Here is a 15,261-nt window from a genome sequence, read left to right as displayed (position 1 = left end):
GATAGAAAGAAGGCCTCCATCTGGAGGCCTTTTTGTTGCGTCATGTACCGGGTCAGCGGGGATTACCCCTCTTTTTTCAGGAAGTTGCGATAGAGCATATAGAGGTGGGCCGAGCTCCAGCTGAAGTTGCTGGCCCCCTGCATGGCGCCGGTTTCCGGGTTGTAGTTCTCGCGGATGGGGCCAGTGCCCGCCAGCCCCTCGGCATTGGCAAACAGCTTGTTGACCAGCATCTGGGCGTCGTCGCGATAGCCGTAGTTCTCCAGCCCCTTCACCCCGAAGTAGAACTGATCCAGCCAGACCCGGCCACGCCAGTAGATGTCCGGATCGTAGGCCGGGTTGGTCAGCGCCGCCGTGCCGAGCGGCACCTTGGTGTTGAACTCCTGGCTGCTCAGCATCACCTCGCGCACCCTGGCGGCCTTCTCCTTGTCGGCGACCTCGGCCCAGAGCGGGCTCCAGCCTTCCGGGCCACGGCCACGGGCGGTCAGCAACTTGCCGACGCAGCCGTTGGCGTCCGCCACATCGCCCTGGGCAATCTGGCGATCGTAATAGAAGCCGGAGGCCTCATCGAACAGGCAGCTGTTGATGTAGCCGGCGAGCTGGCTTGCCCCCTCGCGGTAGCGGCTTGCCTCGTCCGGCTTGCCGAGCAGATCTGCCATGTCCGCCAGGATGCGCTTCTCTTTCGCGAGGAAGGCGTTGAGCTCCACCGACTCCTGATCGATGGAGAAACCGATCAGCTCACCGCTATCCTGGTGGTTCTCGAAGAAGGCAACGTTCCAGTCCTGACGGGCCTTGTCGATGTCGCCGCCATAGGCCTTGTCGGCGTAACGCTTGAGCTGGTCCTGCTCGATGAAGCCGAAGCGGGCGGCGTTGTCCATGCCGGACTCCCAGCCGGCGCCGTGCTGGGCACCTATGTCCATCTCGTCGTAACCGCCAGTGCTCAGCACCTGCTGGTAGAGCGGCATGCCGGCGCAGCCGTACCAGCCATCCCCCTCGTCAGTGCAGCGCGCGAGATCCAGCACGGCGGGTACGCCGCTTCCATATCGCACCTTGAAGGTGATGTTGCCGAACTCGTCGTTGTGCTCGACGTGGCGGGTGGCGCCGTACTCTATGATGCCGTTGCGGTTGTTGTCCCGCGCCCTGTACCACCAGTCGTGATAGGCCTGGATCTTCGGATACATCTCGGCGATGAAGGCCTTGTCCTGGGTGGCACTGTAGATCTCCCAGATGGCCCAGGCGGAGAGGGGCGGCTTGGTGTCCCGCTCGTTCCAGTTGCCGCCATCGCCGCCCCGATCGGCGAGCTTGTTGTAGAAGACGGCGTCTATCACCATGCCGGCATCTTGCGGGCGCACCGGATCATCGGGCTGGACCTGGTAGTCATACATGGCGCGCACGTTGTTCTTGGCCACCTCTGGGTTGAAGTGAGCCATGGCGTAGGCGTGCTTCCAGCTATCCCAGGCCCAGACGCCGTCGAACCAGCGGGCCGTGTTGGAGGGGGTCACGCCGTCGTGCTTTATGGCGCCTGCCGGCGAGCGCCAGTTGCCGTTGAGGGTCTCCATCGCCTTGACCGCGATGCGGCGCTCCGATTCGGGGATCCCCTGGTTGGAGAGGCCGCGCTCGAGGTAGCCCTCCCAGCGGCGGATGGAGGCATCGAAGGCGTCGGCCGGGTTGGCCAGCAGGGCCTGGCGGCTCTGCTGGTGGCGGCTCGCCTCCTCGGCGGAGTGGACATAGCTCTGCAGGGTGTAGATATCCTGCTGACCCTTGGCGGCCAGGGTGAGGCTGGCCTCGCTCACATAGCCGAGCCCCTTCTCGTCCAGGGTGGTGCGGCTGGGCAGGGTGCGGTCGATGCGGTAGCTGGCGCTGCCGCTTTGCATGATGTTCCAGGTGCTGCGCAGTTCGCCAAACTGGAATTCGATCCCCTGCTCGCTCTGGCGGAGGGTGCGGGTCCAGTCGGGATACTGCTCGGCGACCGTCTTCTTGGCATCCCACTGCTGGAGCAGCTCCCCCTGCCAGTTGAGGGTCAGGGTGAGGGGCGCATCCTGATTGTTCACCAGACGGGTGCGGACAAGGGCGGTGCGGGCATCGCCGTAGCGCAGCTCCAGCTCCAGGGTGAAGGGCTCGAACTCGAAGCGCTGTACCAGGGCGCCGGGGATGGCGTAGATCTCATGCTTGCTGGCGCTGGTGAGGGGGTACTGGCGGCCGCTCTCGTCCCCCAGACTGAGCCGGTCCAGCTCGCTGGCGAAGAAGAGGCTGTACTCTTCGGCGATCACCATGGGACCGGTGAAGCCTCCCCACTCGCTGTCGCTTTTGGGCAGCAGGAAGCCGTGCCAGGCCCCGAGATCGAGCAGGGGGTTGTATTTGAGGTTGGAGTAACTGTCAAAGTCACGGAACTGGAGCGGGGTACCGGTGCGATCTATCACGTTCCTGTACTGGTTCGCCAGGGTGGCGTCGGGCTGGGTCGGTGCGCTTGAGTCATTGCCGTTGCAGGCGGCCAGACCAAACAGGGCGACACCCAGGGCGACGGAAAGTAAATTTTTACGAAACATATCTCGCTCCAATGACGATTTTGTAGGTTAAGGAAGGTGCTTTTTTTGTGTTTATTTTAGTAAAAACGTTTTCAAGGCCATTCTAGGGGAAAGAAAGCGGAAAGGTTGGCGCTACGTCACAGTACGGGCGGGGAGAGGTGTGATCGGGATCACCGGGTTACATGAGGTTACACAGGAGTTGTTTTTAGTAACTATTTACTTGGCGTTGCGGGGTCGTTGAGGGGCAGGTGCGCAGATATTGGTGGGGGGTCAGACCGAACTCCTGCTTGAAGCGGGCGGCGAAGCGACTGGGGGAGTCGTAACCGCAGGCGAGGGCCGTCTCCAGCGGGCTCAGCCCCTGTTGCAGCAGGGTGAGGGCATGGCTCATACGCACCTGGGCCAGCAGCTGGCGAAAGCTGCGCCCCTCGGCGGCCAGCTTGCGCACCAGGGAGGCGCGGCTCATGGAAAAGTGGGGGGCCAGAGTCTCCAGCCTGTGATCGGCGCCGGGCTCCACCCCGAGGTAGCGAGCCAGCCGCTCCCCGAGCGTCATTGTGCTGGCGGGAAACAGCAGGTCGAGGGCATGGGCGGCGTGCAGCTCGGCATAGAAAGCGTGCAGCAGATGGATCTGGGTCGCCTCGCTCAGCGTGCGGTCGGCCATTGAGCAGACCAGCTCGAAGCAGAACGCCAGCGCCGGACTTATCTCAAGGCGCGGCTCCCTCTGCGGGGTGGTCGGGGCGCAGGTCAACCACTCGGCGGGGGGCGGGGCCAGCAGGGTCAGGGCATGGGAGCTGAACTTGCCCTGCTCGGGCTGGTTGACGAAGGTGAGCTGGTGGCCCGCCGGGATCAGCAGCCAGCTCCCCTTGTCAAACGACAGGCGCCTCTCCTGCCACCACAGCTGTTTGTGGCCCTGCTGCACCCAGATGAGGGTCGGCGCATAGATGAGCACCCTGTGCAGGGGCTGCTGGCGGATCCCGAAATAGTGATTCAGTTGCAGCAGGGGAGTGCTCATCCGGCGGGCTCCTAGGGGGTGACGAAGGTGGCGGTCAGGGTGGCTTTGCCCAGCGCCATGGCATTGAGCATGTAGCCTACCATGGCAGGCGGGGTATCTGCCTTCACCTCGAGATCCTGGGGCAGGGCCCAGGCGGTGAACTGGTAACGGTGCATGCCGTGCCCGGCGGGGGGGCAGGGGCCGCCGTAACCCTGGCTGCCGAAATCGGTTCTAAGCTCCAGCCCCTGCTTGAGCTTGCCGGAGGCGTTGCTGGCCAGCTCGCTCTGGTTGGCGGGCAGGTTCACCATTCAGATTGAATAACATTCAGTCGGCCATAAAAAAAACCGGCATCATGAATGCCGGTTTTTTGTTTGACGATGAGAGGGCTGCTTAGCGCAGGATCATCTCGTCACGGCCCGGGCCGACGGAAACCATCGGAACCGGCACACCCAGCAGTGCTTCAATACGCAGCACGTAGTTCTGGGCCGCTTTGGGCAGGCTTTCGAAGGTGCGGCAGCCGGTGATGTCTTCGCTCCAGCTTTCCATCACTTCGTAAACAGGCTTGAGGGCTGCAGTCTGTGGCCAGATCGGGTTCTCGGTGTGAGCACCTTCATAAGCGACGCAGATCTTCAGATCCGGCAGGCCGGTCAGGCAGTCCAGCTTGGTCAGGGCAACTTCGGTCGCCGCTTGCAGCTCAACACCGTTCTTGGTAGCGACGGCATCGAAGTAGCCAACATCACGGGGACGACCGGTGGTGGCACCGAACTCGTTGGTGATCTTGCGGAACTCGTCCTGGTTCTCCATGGCGGTCAGCAGGGTGCCGGTACCGACAGAGGAGCTGAATGCCTTGGCTACGGCGATGATGCGCTCTGGGCGCAGTGCTGGCAGGCCGCCACCGATACCGGCATAGGCACCGGAAACGTGGGAGGAGGTGACCCATGGGTACTCACCATAGATGAGGTCACGGCCAGCGCCCAGCTGCGCTTCGAACAGCAGAGTCTTGCCTTCAGCCTGCAGCGCTTTGAGCGGCTCGCTGACGTTGCAGACGGCGTCGATCCAGGGGGCGGACACTTCCAGCAGCCAGTCGGCCATCTCCTGGGCGGTCTGGCTGAACTCGAAGCTCGGGTAGAGGGCCTTGAGCTGCGGCAGTTTCCAGTCGAGGAAGAACTGGATGCGTTCGACCAGTACTTCCGGCTGTTTCAGCCAGCCGACCAGGATCGCCTTTTTCATGACCCGATCACCGTAAGCCGGGGCAATGCCCTGACGGGTGGAGCCATAGGCGCCATCACCCAGACGGACTTCTTCCAGGGTATCTTCCAGGGCGTGGATCGGCAGACAGAAGGTGGCGCGGTCGGAGATGGCGAGCTTCGGAGTCACGCCGGCGGCTTTCACTTCAGCCAGTTCCTTGGTCAGCGGCTCCGGGCTGATGACCATGCCAGGGCCGAGGACAACCAGGCAATCCGGGTTGAAGACGCCGCTTGGCAGCTGGTGCAGCTTGAAGGTGCCAAGATCGTTGACCACGGTGTGGCCGGCGTTGTTGCCGCCCTGGAAACGGATGCTGGCGGCGGATTGGCCTGCCAGATAATCGACGATGCGGCCTTTGCCTTCATCACCCCAGTTAGCACCTACGACTACGATAGACGACATGACTCTTTCTCCTAAGACGTTAGGCGTCCATCCTAGGAGCCCTCTGCGGATTAGAAAAATTAATTATCTTTATAATTCCGATAAGAAAACCATATAATTGTGACCAATTTATCGGCACACAACGTGCCATGGTTGCCGTGCAGACCGCGTCAATAGCGGGTTGAGGGACTCTTATGCTGGATATTCACTGGTTAAATACCTTCGTCACCCTGGCCCGCTTGCAGCACTTCGGCCAGACCGCCACCGAACTGCACATGACCCAGCCCAACGTCAGCCTGCACCTCAAGAACCTGGAGCAGGCCACCCGGGTCAAGCTCATCGAGCGCAGCCCGTTTCGGCTCACCCAGGCGGGGGAGCGATTGCTGCAAAGCGCCGAGCGCGCCCTCAACGAGCTGCAGCTCTGCCAGTCCGATCTCAACGCCCTCAGCCAGTTGAGCCAGGGGACGCTCGCCATCGCCGCCAGCGACATCATCTCGCGGCTGCTGCTGATCCAGCCGTTCCAGCGCTTCAAGCAGGCCTTTCCCGGCATCGATCTCACCCTGTTCAACACCACCTCGGATCAGGCGGCGGATCTGGTCAGGGCGGGCAAGGCGGATCTCGGCTTCGTGATGGCGCAAAAGCGTAGCGAGCCGCTCTTCTACACAGAATTGCAGCAGGTGACCTGGTGCGCGCTAGGGCAGGGGCTCACCCGCTGGCAGGCCCGTGCCAAGGCCGGGGAGAGCGATCCCCTCGACGAGCCCACTCTCATCTTGCTGGGGCACGACACCCGCACCCGGGCGCTGATCGACCCCTCCTTGCCCCTGCTCGGGCTGCCGAGCTGCCGCATCATGGAGGTGGGCAGCGTGGATGCCCAGCTCGACTGGGCGGAGGCGGGGTTCGGGGTCGCCATAGTGCCGGACTTCTCGCTCCACCCGCGCCTCAAGCTCACGGCTCCCGTGACCCGGCTGACCGATTTTCCCGGCACCAGTCTGGGCTATGTGGTGCGCCAGAATCAGGTGTTGTCGCGGGCCATCAAGCAGTTGCTGCACTGGGTGGAGGAGGAGATCCAGAAGCCCAATCCCTATCTGACCCGGGTGGGGCGCAGTAGCGGGGCAGTCAGGTTGCGCAACCTATCGGGGTTAGCCAATTGCTACCAGCCATCAATTGCCAATAGCGCAAGTGGGCACTCACAATCAGGGCAGCCGAAGCTGCCCTGATGCGTTGCTTGTGCTGCCACTCAGGGTTGCAGCGGTGCGGCTGCGCTGGTGGCGGGTGGAGGGGCCATATCGGCCTTATCCTGTGGTGGGGTTTGGCCAGCAACCGCGCTGCTGGCCGTGGGTTTGTTCCTGCGCTGCTGACACCGTTGCCGCAGAGCGGCGCTCGCCTGCAGTTGGGTCGAAACGGCCGCCGATACAGCAGCCGATACCGCAACGGTTGGCGCGGCGGAGGGCGAGGGGATCAGGCTGGCGTTGGTCGTCACTTCGGCGGCGGCGCAGTCAGCTCAGGGGTGACCTCGAGCGCCTCCTCGGGCAGGGGGTGGCTTCTGTGGCCAGCGCTGCGCTTCTGTGGCAGCGCTGCGCTTCCGGTGGCCAGCACTGCGGTGGTGGTCGCGTGCGCTGCCGGTGGCCAGTGCTGCGCTGCTGGTGGCGGCACTCATCCGATGGAATGTCGGCTGCCGTCCCTTCCGGCACTGGCCTGATGCCGCTCTGCGCCTGAGGTCAACGGCGCCGCTGTCAACTGCTCTGGCGCTAATTGCTCGGGGGTCAGTGATAAGGGCTCGCGGTTGATCCGACATCCCCGAGTGCAAAGGCAGCTCGGTTTGCGCCTGCAACTGCTCGGGGGTCACCTTGCTCAGGGCGGGATGGAGGCGGCTGAACTGCTTGACCCGGGCCAGCAGGGTATCGCGCACGGTACGCACAATGGGGTCCGGCAGGCTGGCCAGCGCCACCAGTTCGGCACTCATCCCGATATTGTTGAGAGAGCTGGTCTGCCCCGGATAGAGGTTGGCGGCGATGCGGCTGCGCTGGTAGTAGGGATGATGTTTGAGCAGCTTGTCGACCTGCTCCCCTTCGATGGGGATGAGGCGAACTTTGCAGCGGCCGATGAGATCGCCAATAGCCTGAGGCTGGGATGACCCTCGACCACAAAGGCGGCATCCAGCGAGCCATCACACAGCCCTTCCAGCGGTTCACTGTTCGACTTGAGCTGATAGGCAGCAAACTGTCCGGGTTGCCACCCCATGGCTGCCATCAGGGCCTGGCTGGTGATCTGTTCACCGGTGCCGGGGTTGCCCGGATAGACCCGCTTCCCTTCGATATCCGCCAGGTGGTGATGCCGCTGTTGGGGGCTGCCAGCAGGGTCAGCGACTCCTGATAGAGGCGAAACAGGCTGCGCAGCTCATGGTTGGCGCCCTGCCCGCTGAAGGGGCCGGTGCCGTGCAGGGCGTGGTGCAACACATCGGACTGCACCAGCGCCAGCTGTACTTCCCCCTTGTTCAGTGCCTTGAGGTTGGCCATTGAGCCACGGGTGCTCTGCACGGTGCAGCTGTCCCCATGCAGGGCATGGTCGGCATTGAGCACCCGGCAGATGGCGCCACCAGTCGGGTAGTAGACGCCATTGAGCGGGCCTGTTCCGATAGTCAGCGCCTGGCTGCCAAGGGGAGCAGCGCAGGTAGCGCACAGAGGGGGAGCAGAAGGTGACGCAAGATCCGTAGAGACATAATTGACCGTTGACTGAGTGGACCGTGGCTGACGACGCCGGGTAAAAGGGATGGGGCTGACCCATCCCGTTGCTGGCTTGACTAGGGCTTGCTGTGGTTGAGGATTGCCCCTTCCATCCGCGCCAGCGCGTCGGTCAGCCGTGCCTTGGTGCAGCCGAAGTTGAGCCGCACAAACTGGCCGTCGCCAAACTGGGCGCCCGGGGAGAGACCGACCCCCGCCTGCTCGAAGAAGGCGACGGGATCATCCAGCCCGAGGGCACTCACATCGATCCAGGCGAGATAGGTCGCCTGATTCCTTGCCAGCTTGACGCCGGGCCAGCGGGCCACCGCCTGCTCGATCAGGGTCAGGTTGACCCTCAGATAGTCGAGCTGTTCCCTGAGCCACTGCTCGCCGCCCTCGTAGGCCGCCTCGGCGGCGACGAAGCCCAGCAGGTTGACGTCGGCGCTGATGCCGCGCATCGCCTGTTGCAGCTTGAGCCGCAGGCGGGCGTTGGGGATCACGGCGAAGGAGCAGCACAGGCCGGCGATGTTGAAGGTCTTGCTCGGCGCCATCATGACGGCAGAGCGCTCGGCGGCCGACGGGCTCAGGGCACCGTAGGGAATGTGGCGGGCATTTTTATCCAGCAGCAGATCGCAGTGGATTTCATCGGAGCAGATCACCAGATTGTGGCGCGCGGCGATGGCATCGATGGCCAGCAGCTCGTCACGGGTGAAGATGGTGCCGCCCGGGTTGTGGGGGTTGCAGAGCAGCAGCAGATCCGCGGCGGGAGCCTGACGCTCCAGCTCTTCAAGATCCAGCACCCAGCGACCAGCCTCTTCAATCATCGGCACGGTCAGCAGGGGACGGTCGTTGAAACCCGGTGCCTGCAGGAAGGGGTAGTAGACCGGCTTGGGAGTGATAATGCCGCGGCCATGCTGGCTCCACGCCTTGCAGGCGAGGTTGAGCCCGGGCACCACGCCGGGCAGGAATACCAGCCATTCGGGCTCGATGGCCCAGCCATAGCGGGTCGCCATCCGTTCGATAATGAGTTCGATCAGGCGCGGCGAGGGGCGTGAATAGCCGAAAATGCCGTGGGCGACCCGTTTGGTCAGCGCCTCGATCACCGCGGGGGGCGAGGCGAAGTCGGTGTCGGCAACCCACATGGGCAGTACATCCTGACCCTTGTACTTGTCCCATTTCAGGCTCATGGTGCCACTGCGGTCTACTTCCGATCAAAATCAAACATGCGAACTCCTTGTGCTGGCAGGATGGGCTTTCACTCTACGGGGTCGCGGCCTCCCTCGCAAGGCGCACACCCGCTTATGCCATCCTTGAGCCCGCTCTTGATAGTGACATAAGATAGGCGCCGAATTTTCATACGGCTGCCGCCCGTTAGGCCCGTTTTTCCTTCCAATCAGTGGTAACCCTATGAGCTTGTCGATAGCGGCGGTCAAACGCCCGGATCCCGTTTCTCTTTCATTTCTTGCCGTGACCTTTATGACCGGCGTCGCGGTGGCTCTGCAGGTGCCTACCTTGAGCCTGTTTCTGGCCGAAGAGGTGCAGGTGCGCCCCTTACTGGTCGGGCTCTTTTATACCATCAATGCGGTGGTGGGCATTCTGGTCAGCCAGTGGCTGGGTCACCGCTCCGACAACAAGGGGGATTGCAAGCGGCTGATCCTGCGCTGCTGCTTTTGCCGGGGTAGCCCTCTCCTTGCTGTTTGCCTGGAACCGCAACTACTGGCTGCTGGCGAGTCTGGGGGTGTTGCTGGCGGCGCTGGCGGCCACCGCCAGCCCCCAGCTGTTTGCGCTGGCGCGCGAATACGCCGACAGCCGCAACAAACGGGCGGACATGTTCAGCTCTGTGCTGCGGGCCCAGTTCTCCCTGGCCTGGGTGATAGGGCCGCCGGCCGCCTTCGCGCTCGCCATCGGCTATGGCTTCGAGCTGATGTACCTGGCTTCGGCACTGGCCTACCTGCTCTGCGCCCTTGTGGTGTGGCGCTGGCTGCCCTCCCTGCCGCTGCCCAAAATGGCCGAAGAGCGGGGGGGAGCGGGTCAGCAGCTGGCGAGATCCCTCGGTACGGGCGCTTTTCATCGCCTCCACCCTGATGTGGACCTGCAACAGCATGTACCTCATCAACATGCCGCTCTACATCACCCGCGAGCTGGGGCTGGAGGAGAAGCTGGCCGGTATCTTGATGGGCACGGCGGCGGCCCTGGAGATCCCCTTCATGCTGCTGGCGGGTTACTACACCCGGCGCTTCGGCAAGCGGCCCATGATGCTGTTGGCGGTGCTGGCCGGGGTTGGGTTCTACGCCGGCCTGGTGACACTGTCGAGCCAGGGGGCCCTCATCGCGCTGCAACTGCTCAACGCCATCTTCATCGGCATTGTCGCCGGCATTGGCATGTCCTATTTCCAGGATCTGATGCCGGGTCGGGCCGGGGTCGCGACCACCCTGTTTGCCAACAGCATCCGCACCGGCTCCATCATGGCGGGCGCCATCGCCGGCACAGTGGCGGAGATCTGGAGTTTTCACGGGGTCTTTATGGTGGCCACCGCATTGGCGCTGGCCGCACTGGCCGCTTGCTGGCGGGTGCCCAACGTCTGACGGGGGATTTGGCGGTTATTTATCGTGCTGGGGCTGGGCGTGCGGGAGCGGCGCTGACTCACTCTGATATTCGTTGCGCAGGCAGCGCAGCAGCAGCTCGGTCGCGGGGCCGAGGGATTCGGGGAGAGGGTCAGCAGATAGGTGTAGAGGTGGCGCTCGTTGCCGCTCTCCAGATCCAGCTGTACCAGCGAGCCTTCCGCCAGCTCCCGCTCCACCAGATGGCGCGGCAGCCAGGCGTAGCCGAGGCCGAGGCGCAGCATGGCGAGCACTTCGTGGTAGTGGGTCGCCTTCCAGCCGGTGTCATCCGCATCGTTCCAGTCCACCGAGCGGTGAATGGGGGGATGCAGGCTTATCTGGTTGTGGCTGGTCAGCACGTCGCTGCGGATCGCCCCCTCCTCCTGTGCCAGCGGATGGCTGGCGGCGCAGAGCGGCAGCAGGGACACCTCGTCCAGCGGCAGGCCGGTGCGATCGCCTGGCAGGTGCTCGGAGAGCATCAGATCACCCGGTTGCAGGGCGTTGAAGTGGCAGTGAATGCGTTCGTGCAGGTTGACCCGGCAACCCCGGCTGCGGGGATAGAAGCTGGCCAGGGCCCGATAGAGGCGATCCCTTGGCTGCAGCGCCGAGACATAGAGGTTGATCTGCGGCTCCCATTGCCGCTCCAGGTTGTTGGCCAGATTCTCCAGCTCCTCCACCTGCTGGCTCAACTGGCGAGCCCGCTTGAGGAAGATCTCGCCCGCTGGCGTCAGCACCGCCTTGCGGCCGCGCACCTCCAGCAAGGGCACGCCCAGACTCTGCTGCAACTTCGCAACCGCATGATTGAGGGAGGACTGGCTCTTGTTCAGCGCCTCGGCCGCCTGGGCGTAGCCGCCGCAGTCGACCACCGCCTGAAAGATCCGCCATTGCTCAAACGTGCTCTTGGGACGAAACATAGTTCAACCTGATTGGAGATAGGATGGTCAGTGGTTGCTACAGGGAGCCGTGCCCCCTATTCAATTTAACCCCTGCCGCACAACACTCTGGGTATTTTATTGATTTATTTGGGCTGGGCCACGCAACTTGTTTATTTTGGCTGAGCTACAAAGGTCTGGCCGGTTTTGCCGCGGCTGTCCGGTCCCATCAGATAGAGATAGAGCGGCATCAGGTCGGCCGGGGTCTTCAGCAACTGGGGGTCTTCCGCCGGGAAGGCGCTGGCCCGCATCCTGGTGCGGGTGCCGCCCGGGTTCAGGCTGTTGACCCGCACCCCGGTATTCTCCAGCTCGTCCGCCAGCACCTCCATCATGCCTTCGACGGCGAACTTGGAGATGGCATAGGTGCCCCAGTAGGCGCGCCCTTTTCGGCCCACGCTGGAGGAGGTGTAGACGATGGAGGCCTCGCCGTGCTCCTTGGCGGTCTGGCGAATGAGGGGCAGCAGGGCCTGGGTCAGCAGGAATTCGGATTTGACGTTGACCTGCATCACCTCGTCCCACTCTTTCTCCTGGATGTGCTCGAAGGGGGAGAGGGTGCCGAGCAGGCCGGCATTGAACAGCACGCCGTCGAGGCGGCCGAACTGCTGGGCGAAGGTCTCTGCCATGCCGCGGTAGTGAGCGGCGGTGGCCCCTTTCAGATCGACAGGGACTATGGCGGGCAGGGGGTGACCGGCCGCCTCTATCTGGTCGTAGACCGCCTCGAGCTTGGCGCTGGTGCGACCGAGCAGCACGACTGTAGCGCCGTGGGCGGCGTAGGTGAGGGCGGCTTCGCGGCCGATCCCGTCGCCGGCACCGGTGACCAGAATGACTTTATCCTTGAGCAGATCGCGGGTGCCTGATAATCGAGCATGACAACTCCTGTTAACAAATTCCGGCCATAAGTGCATGGCAATCGGCGCCAAGTGTACTGATCCGCGCGCCCGTTTGACCAGCCAGCGGCAAGAAAAATGTGAAGAAAATAGAGAGGTTGTGATGCTCGGGTTGGTTTTTCCGGGCTGACTGCGATTTTTTGCGCGCCTCCACCAAACTCCCTAGAATGTGACGAAAACCGATCCATTCTGGAGTCCATCGTGACATTTCTGACCGAATATGGCCTGTTTCTGGCCAAGACAGTGACCTTCCTGCTGGCCATCGGCGCCATCATCCTGATGATGGTCAGCACTCGCCAGCCAAAAGCGCGCAAGGGTGAGCTGGTGGTGACCGATCTCTCGAGCGAGCTGGAGCAGGGGCAGTTCGCGCTCAAGAGCGCGCTGGCCAGCAAGGCCGAGCGCAAGGTGCTGGAAAAGCAGCAGAAAGAGGAGCAGAAGGCGCGCCAAGGCGGGGGATGAGCGCAGCCGGCTCTTTGTGCTCGATTTTCACGGCAGCATGGATGCCAGGGAGGTGGCCTCCCTGCGCGAAGAGGTGAGCGCCGTGATAGGGGTCGCCCGGCCCGGGGACGAGGTGCTGCTGCGCCTCGAGTCCGGCGGCGGCGTGGTGCACGGCTATGGCTTGGCGGCCTCACAGCTGCAGCGCCTGCGTGACAAGGACATCACGCTGACGGTTGCCATCGACAAGGTGGCGGCGAGCGGCGGTTACATGATGGCCTGCGTGGCGGACAAGATACTGGCGGCGCCCTTTGCCATCGTCGGCTCCATCGGCGTCATTGCCCAGTTGCCGAACTTCAACAAACTCCTGAAAAAGCACGACATCGAGTTCGAGATGCACACCGCGGGCCAGTACAAGCGCACCATCACCATGTTCGGCGAGAACGACGATCTGGGGCGGGAGAAGTTTCGCGAGGAGCTGGGGGCCATCCACGAGCGCTTCAAGGGATTCGTGGCCGAGCACAGACCCAACCTCGACATCGACCAGGTCACCACGGGGGAGCATTGGCTGGCGAGCCAGGCCAAGCAGCTCGGTCTGGTGGATGCGCTCTGCACCAGCGATGACTACCTGCTGGCCCAGGCCAGCCAACACAAGGTGGTCGGCATCAGCTACCGCAAGCCCAAGAGCCTGACCCAGCGGCTGGGTCAGCAGGGGGCCCAGGCGCTGGAAGGGGCCCTCGGCCGCCTGTGGCAGCAGAGCCCCTGGCGCTGAGAACCTGTTTCGAGCTTACTGCGAGGTCGTGATCAAGGCTCATGTGCTGCTCGGAATCCTCATGTGTATCTACACACTCCGGTTCCTGCGCTGCTCTTCACCTTGCTGACGATCTCTCGCTACAGCTCGTGAACAGGTTTTATAACTCAGTGCAAAGGACTAAAAAGAGAGCCGGGCATTGCCCGGCTCTCTGTTTATGCTGATGTCGCGGCTTCGCTGCGAGCGTGTGCTCAGCGCTGGAAGGGGTAGACGGATCCGAGTTTGAGGATCTGGGTCAGCTCGTCCAGGGCGGTGCGGGTCTCCAGCACCAGGGAAGGATCGCGCAGATCGTCCAGCGACAGGCTGTCGCGGTAGTGGCGCTCGACCCAGTTGTCCAGACGGGCAAACTGGCTGTCGTTGATGAGGCAGGCCGGGTTGACCGCCGCCAGCTCGGCGTCGTTCATGGCAACCCGCAGTCGCAGGCAGGCGGGGCCGCCGCCGTTGCGCATGCTCTGCTTCACGTCCATGAAGTGCACCCCCTTGATGGGCGTGCCCAGGGTCACCAGCTTGGCCAGATAGGCGGCTACCGCCGGATTGTCACGGCACTCGGTGGGGGCGATGATCGCCATCTCGCCGCTCGGCAGGGTCAGGATCTGGGTGTTGAACAGATAGGATTTCACTGCATCCTGCACCGACACCTCATTGGTCGGCACCTCGATGAAGTGCAGCTCCCCCTCTCCGAACTTGGTGCGCACCTCGGCCAGGGCCGCCTCGGTATGGAGGAAGGCCTGCTGGTGGAAGAAGAGCACGTTCTGGTTGCCCACCGCTATCACGTCGTTATGGAACACCCCCTGATCGATCACGTCCGGGTTCTGCTGGATGAAGACGGCGCTCTCTTCCCCCAGGCCGTGCAGGCGGGCAATGGCCTGGCTCGCCTCCAGGGTCTGGCGGGCCGGGTAGCGCTTGGGGGCGGGCCGGGAGACGTCGAAGGCGCTGCGGCCATAGACGAACAGCTCGACCCCGGCCTCGCCGTAGGCGCGGCACAGACGGGTGTGGTTGGCGGCCCCTTCGTCACCGAAGTGGTCGTTTTCCGGCAGGTGCTGGTGGTGGCTGAAGTGACGATCGTTGTTGAATACGGCGCGCAGGATGCGGCCAGTCACTTCGGGCTCCAGGGAGCGGTGGAACTTGTTGGTCAGGTTGGCGGGGGTGAAATGGATGCGGCCATCCTGGGTGTCGGCGCTCGGCGAGACGGTGGCGGCGTTGGCGGTCCACATGCTGGAGGCGGAGTAACAGGCGGCCAGCACGGCAGGGGCCTGTTTCGCGGCCTGGGCCAGGACGCTGGCATCGTTGCCGGTGAAGCCGAGGCGGCGCAGGGTAGCGAGATCCGGCCGCTCCTGGGGCGCCAGCACCCCTTGCGTCATGCCGAGCTCGGTCAGCGCCTTCATCTTGCGCAGCCCCTGCTTGGCGGCCTCCTTCGGATTGGACGCTTCCTTGGCGTTGCTTTGGGACGCCACATTGCCATAGGAGAGGCCGGCATAGTTGTGGGTGGGGCCGACTAGGCCGTCGAAGTTGACCTCGAAGTGCTTCATGACTACATCCTTTCGATTTTTATATGGGGAGCGGTTCCTTCCGCGCACAAAGCTGCGGCGTGCGGCCATTATAAAGAGATTTCATCCTTTGTAACAAGCTGATAACCAAGGTGGTTTTTTATGTGACGGGGGTGGCTGGATATGTCATTTCCAATCTAAAAAAGGGGGGGATATAGCATAAAAACAAAAAAGCGGTTGCTTCCCGCGCGTC

General features: G+C 63.2%; 6 protein-coding genes and 7 pseudogenes. 3 read left to right on the top strand and 10 right to left on the bottom strand.

Annotated features, from left to right (window positions below):
* Positions 1 to 62: 62 nt before the first annotated feature.
* The 4 genes and pseudogenes from ygjK to ACF2JD_RS03505 form a co-directional block, all read right to left on the bottom strand.
* Positions 63 to 2,543 carry an alpha-glucosidase gene (ygjK, locus tag ACF2JD_RS03520; protein WP_440986770.1) on the bottom strand — a complete coding sequence of 827 codons (2,481 nt, stop codon included), beginning with the start codon at positions 2,541 to 2,543 and terminating at the stop codon, positions 63 to 65.
* A 184-nt stretch (positions 2,544 to 2,727) separates the two neighbouring features.
* Positions 2,728 to 3,531, bottom strand: coding sequence for a helix-turn-helix domain-containing protein (locus ACF2JD_RS03515; protein ID WP_440986769.1), 804 nt, complete (start codon positions 3,529 to 3,531; stop codon positions 2,728 to 2,730).
* Positions 3,532 to 3,542: 11 nt separating this feature from the next.
* A pseudogene (locus ACF2JD_RS03510) lies at positions 3,543 to 3,818 on the bottom strand (YbhB/YbcL family Raf kinase inhibitor-like protein); the annotation flags it as partial.
* Between the two features lie 82 nt (positions 3,819 to 3,900).
* Complete coding sequence (locus tag ACF2JD_RS03505) at positions 3,901 to 5,157, bottom strand: adenylosuccinate synthetase (protein ID WP_440986768.1); 1,257 nt, start codon at positions 5,155 to 5,157, stop codon at positions 3,901 to 3,903.
* A gap of 173 nt (positions 5,158 to 5,330) precedes the next feature.
* Between ACF2JD_RS03505 and ACF2JD_RS03500 the strand changes: the two genes are divergently transcribed.
* The gene (locus ACF2JD_RS03500) at positions 5,331 to 6,353 is read left to right on the top strand and encodes a LysR substrate-binding domain-containing protein (RefSeq protein ID WP_440986767.1); all 1,023 of its coding nucleotides are present in this window, start codon (positions 5,331 to 5,333) and stop codon (positions 6,351 to 6,353) included.
* Positions 6,354 to 6,637: 284 nt separating this feature from the next.
* Here ACF2JD_RS03500 and ACF2JD_RS03495 read toward each other — a convergent pair whose 3' ends face one another.
* The 3 genes and pseudogenes from ACF2JD_RS03495 to ACF2JD_RS03485 all read right to left on the bottom strand — a co-directional run bounded on the left by ACF2JD_RS03495 (position 6,638) and on the right by ACF2JD_RS03485 (position 9,081).
* Positions 6,638 to 7,210, bottom strand: a complete 573-nt coding sequence (locus ACF2JD_RS03495; protein WP_440986881.1) for a TAXI family TRAP transporter solute-binding subunit — start codon at positions 7,208 to 7,210, stop codon at positions 6,638 to 6,640.
* Positions 7,096 to 7,772, bottom strand: a pseudogene (locus ACF2JD_RS03490) (TAXI family TRAP transporter solute-binding subunit). Before ACF2JD_RS03490 ends, ACF2JD_RS03495 begins: the two are co-directional and overlap by 115 nt.
* Before the next feature lie 164 nt (positions 7,773 to 7,936).
* Positions 7,937 to 9,081: pseudogene (locus ACF2JD_RS03485) on the bottom strand (MalY/PatB family protein).
* 182 nt (positions 9,082 to 9,263) lie between these two features.
* Here ACF2JD_RS03485 and ACF2JD_RS03480 point away from each other — a divergent pair.
* Positions 9,264 to 10,441 (top strand): annotated as a pseudogene (locus tag ACF2JD_RS03480) (MFS transporter).
* Positions 10,442 to 10,456: 15 nt separating this feature from the next.
* On the opposite strand, the pseudogene ACF2JD_RS03475 reads toward ACF2JD_RS03480, so the two are convergent.
* Together ACF2JD_RS03475 and ACF2JD_RS03470 are read right to left on the bottom strand one after the other, a co-directional pair.
* A pseudogene (locus tag ACF2JD_RS03475) lies at positions 10,457 to 11,370 on the bottom strand (LysR family transcriptional regulator).
* A 131-nt stretch (positions 11,371 to 11,501) separates the two neighbouring features.
* Positions 11,502 to 12,256 (bottom strand): annotated as a pseudogene (locus tag ACF2JD_RS03470) (YciK family oxidoreductase).
* Positions 12,257 to 12,476: 220 nt separating this feature from the next.
* Between ACF2JD_RS03470 and sohB the strand changes: the two are divergent.
* Positions 12,477 to 13,482, top strand: a pseudogene (sohB, locus tag ACF2JD_RS03465) (protease SohB).
* A gap of 230 nt (positions 13,483 to 13,712) precedes the next feature.
* Here sohB and astB read toward each other — a convergent pair.
* The gene (gene astB, locus ACF2JD_RS03460) at positions 13,713 to 15,050 is read right to left on the bottom strand and encodes an N-succinylarginine dihydrolase (protein ID WP_440986766.1); all 1,338 of its coding nucleotides are present in this window, start codon (positions 15,048 to 15,050) and stop codon (positions 13,713 to 13,715) included.
* Positions 15,051 to 15,261 lie beyond the last annotated feature (211 nt).

It is taken from the genome of Aeromonas ichthyocola, from assembly GCF_046087985.1.
Lineage (GTDB): Bacteria > Pseudomonadota > Gammaproteobacteria > Enterobacterales > Aeromonadaceae > Aeromonas > Aeromonas rivipollensis.
Note: the sequence above shows the minus strand (reverse complement) of the source record. Positions and strands in the feature narration are given on the sequence as shown.

Coding starts and splice junctions, on each gene's coding strand:
- ACF2JD_RS03515 (WP_440986769.1), bottom strand. CDS start 3,531: ATGAGCACTCCCCTGCTGCAACTGAATCACTATTTCGGGATCCGCCAG.
- ACF2JD_RS03505 (WP_440986768.1), bottom strand. CDS start 5,157: ATGTCGTCTATCGTAGTCGTAGGTGCTAACTGGGGTGATGAAGGCAAA.
- ACF2JD_RS03500 (WP_440986767.1), top strand. CDS start 5,331: ATGCTGGATATTCACTGGTTAAATACCTTCGTCACCCTGGCCCGCTTG.
- astB (WP_440986766.1), bottom strand. CDS start 15,050: ATGAAGCACTTCGAGGTCAACTTCGACGGCCTAGTCGGCCCCACCCAC.
- ygjK (WP_440986770.1), bottom strand. CDS start 2,543: ATGTTTCGTAAAAATTTACTTTCCGTCGCCCTGGGTGTCGCCCTGTTT.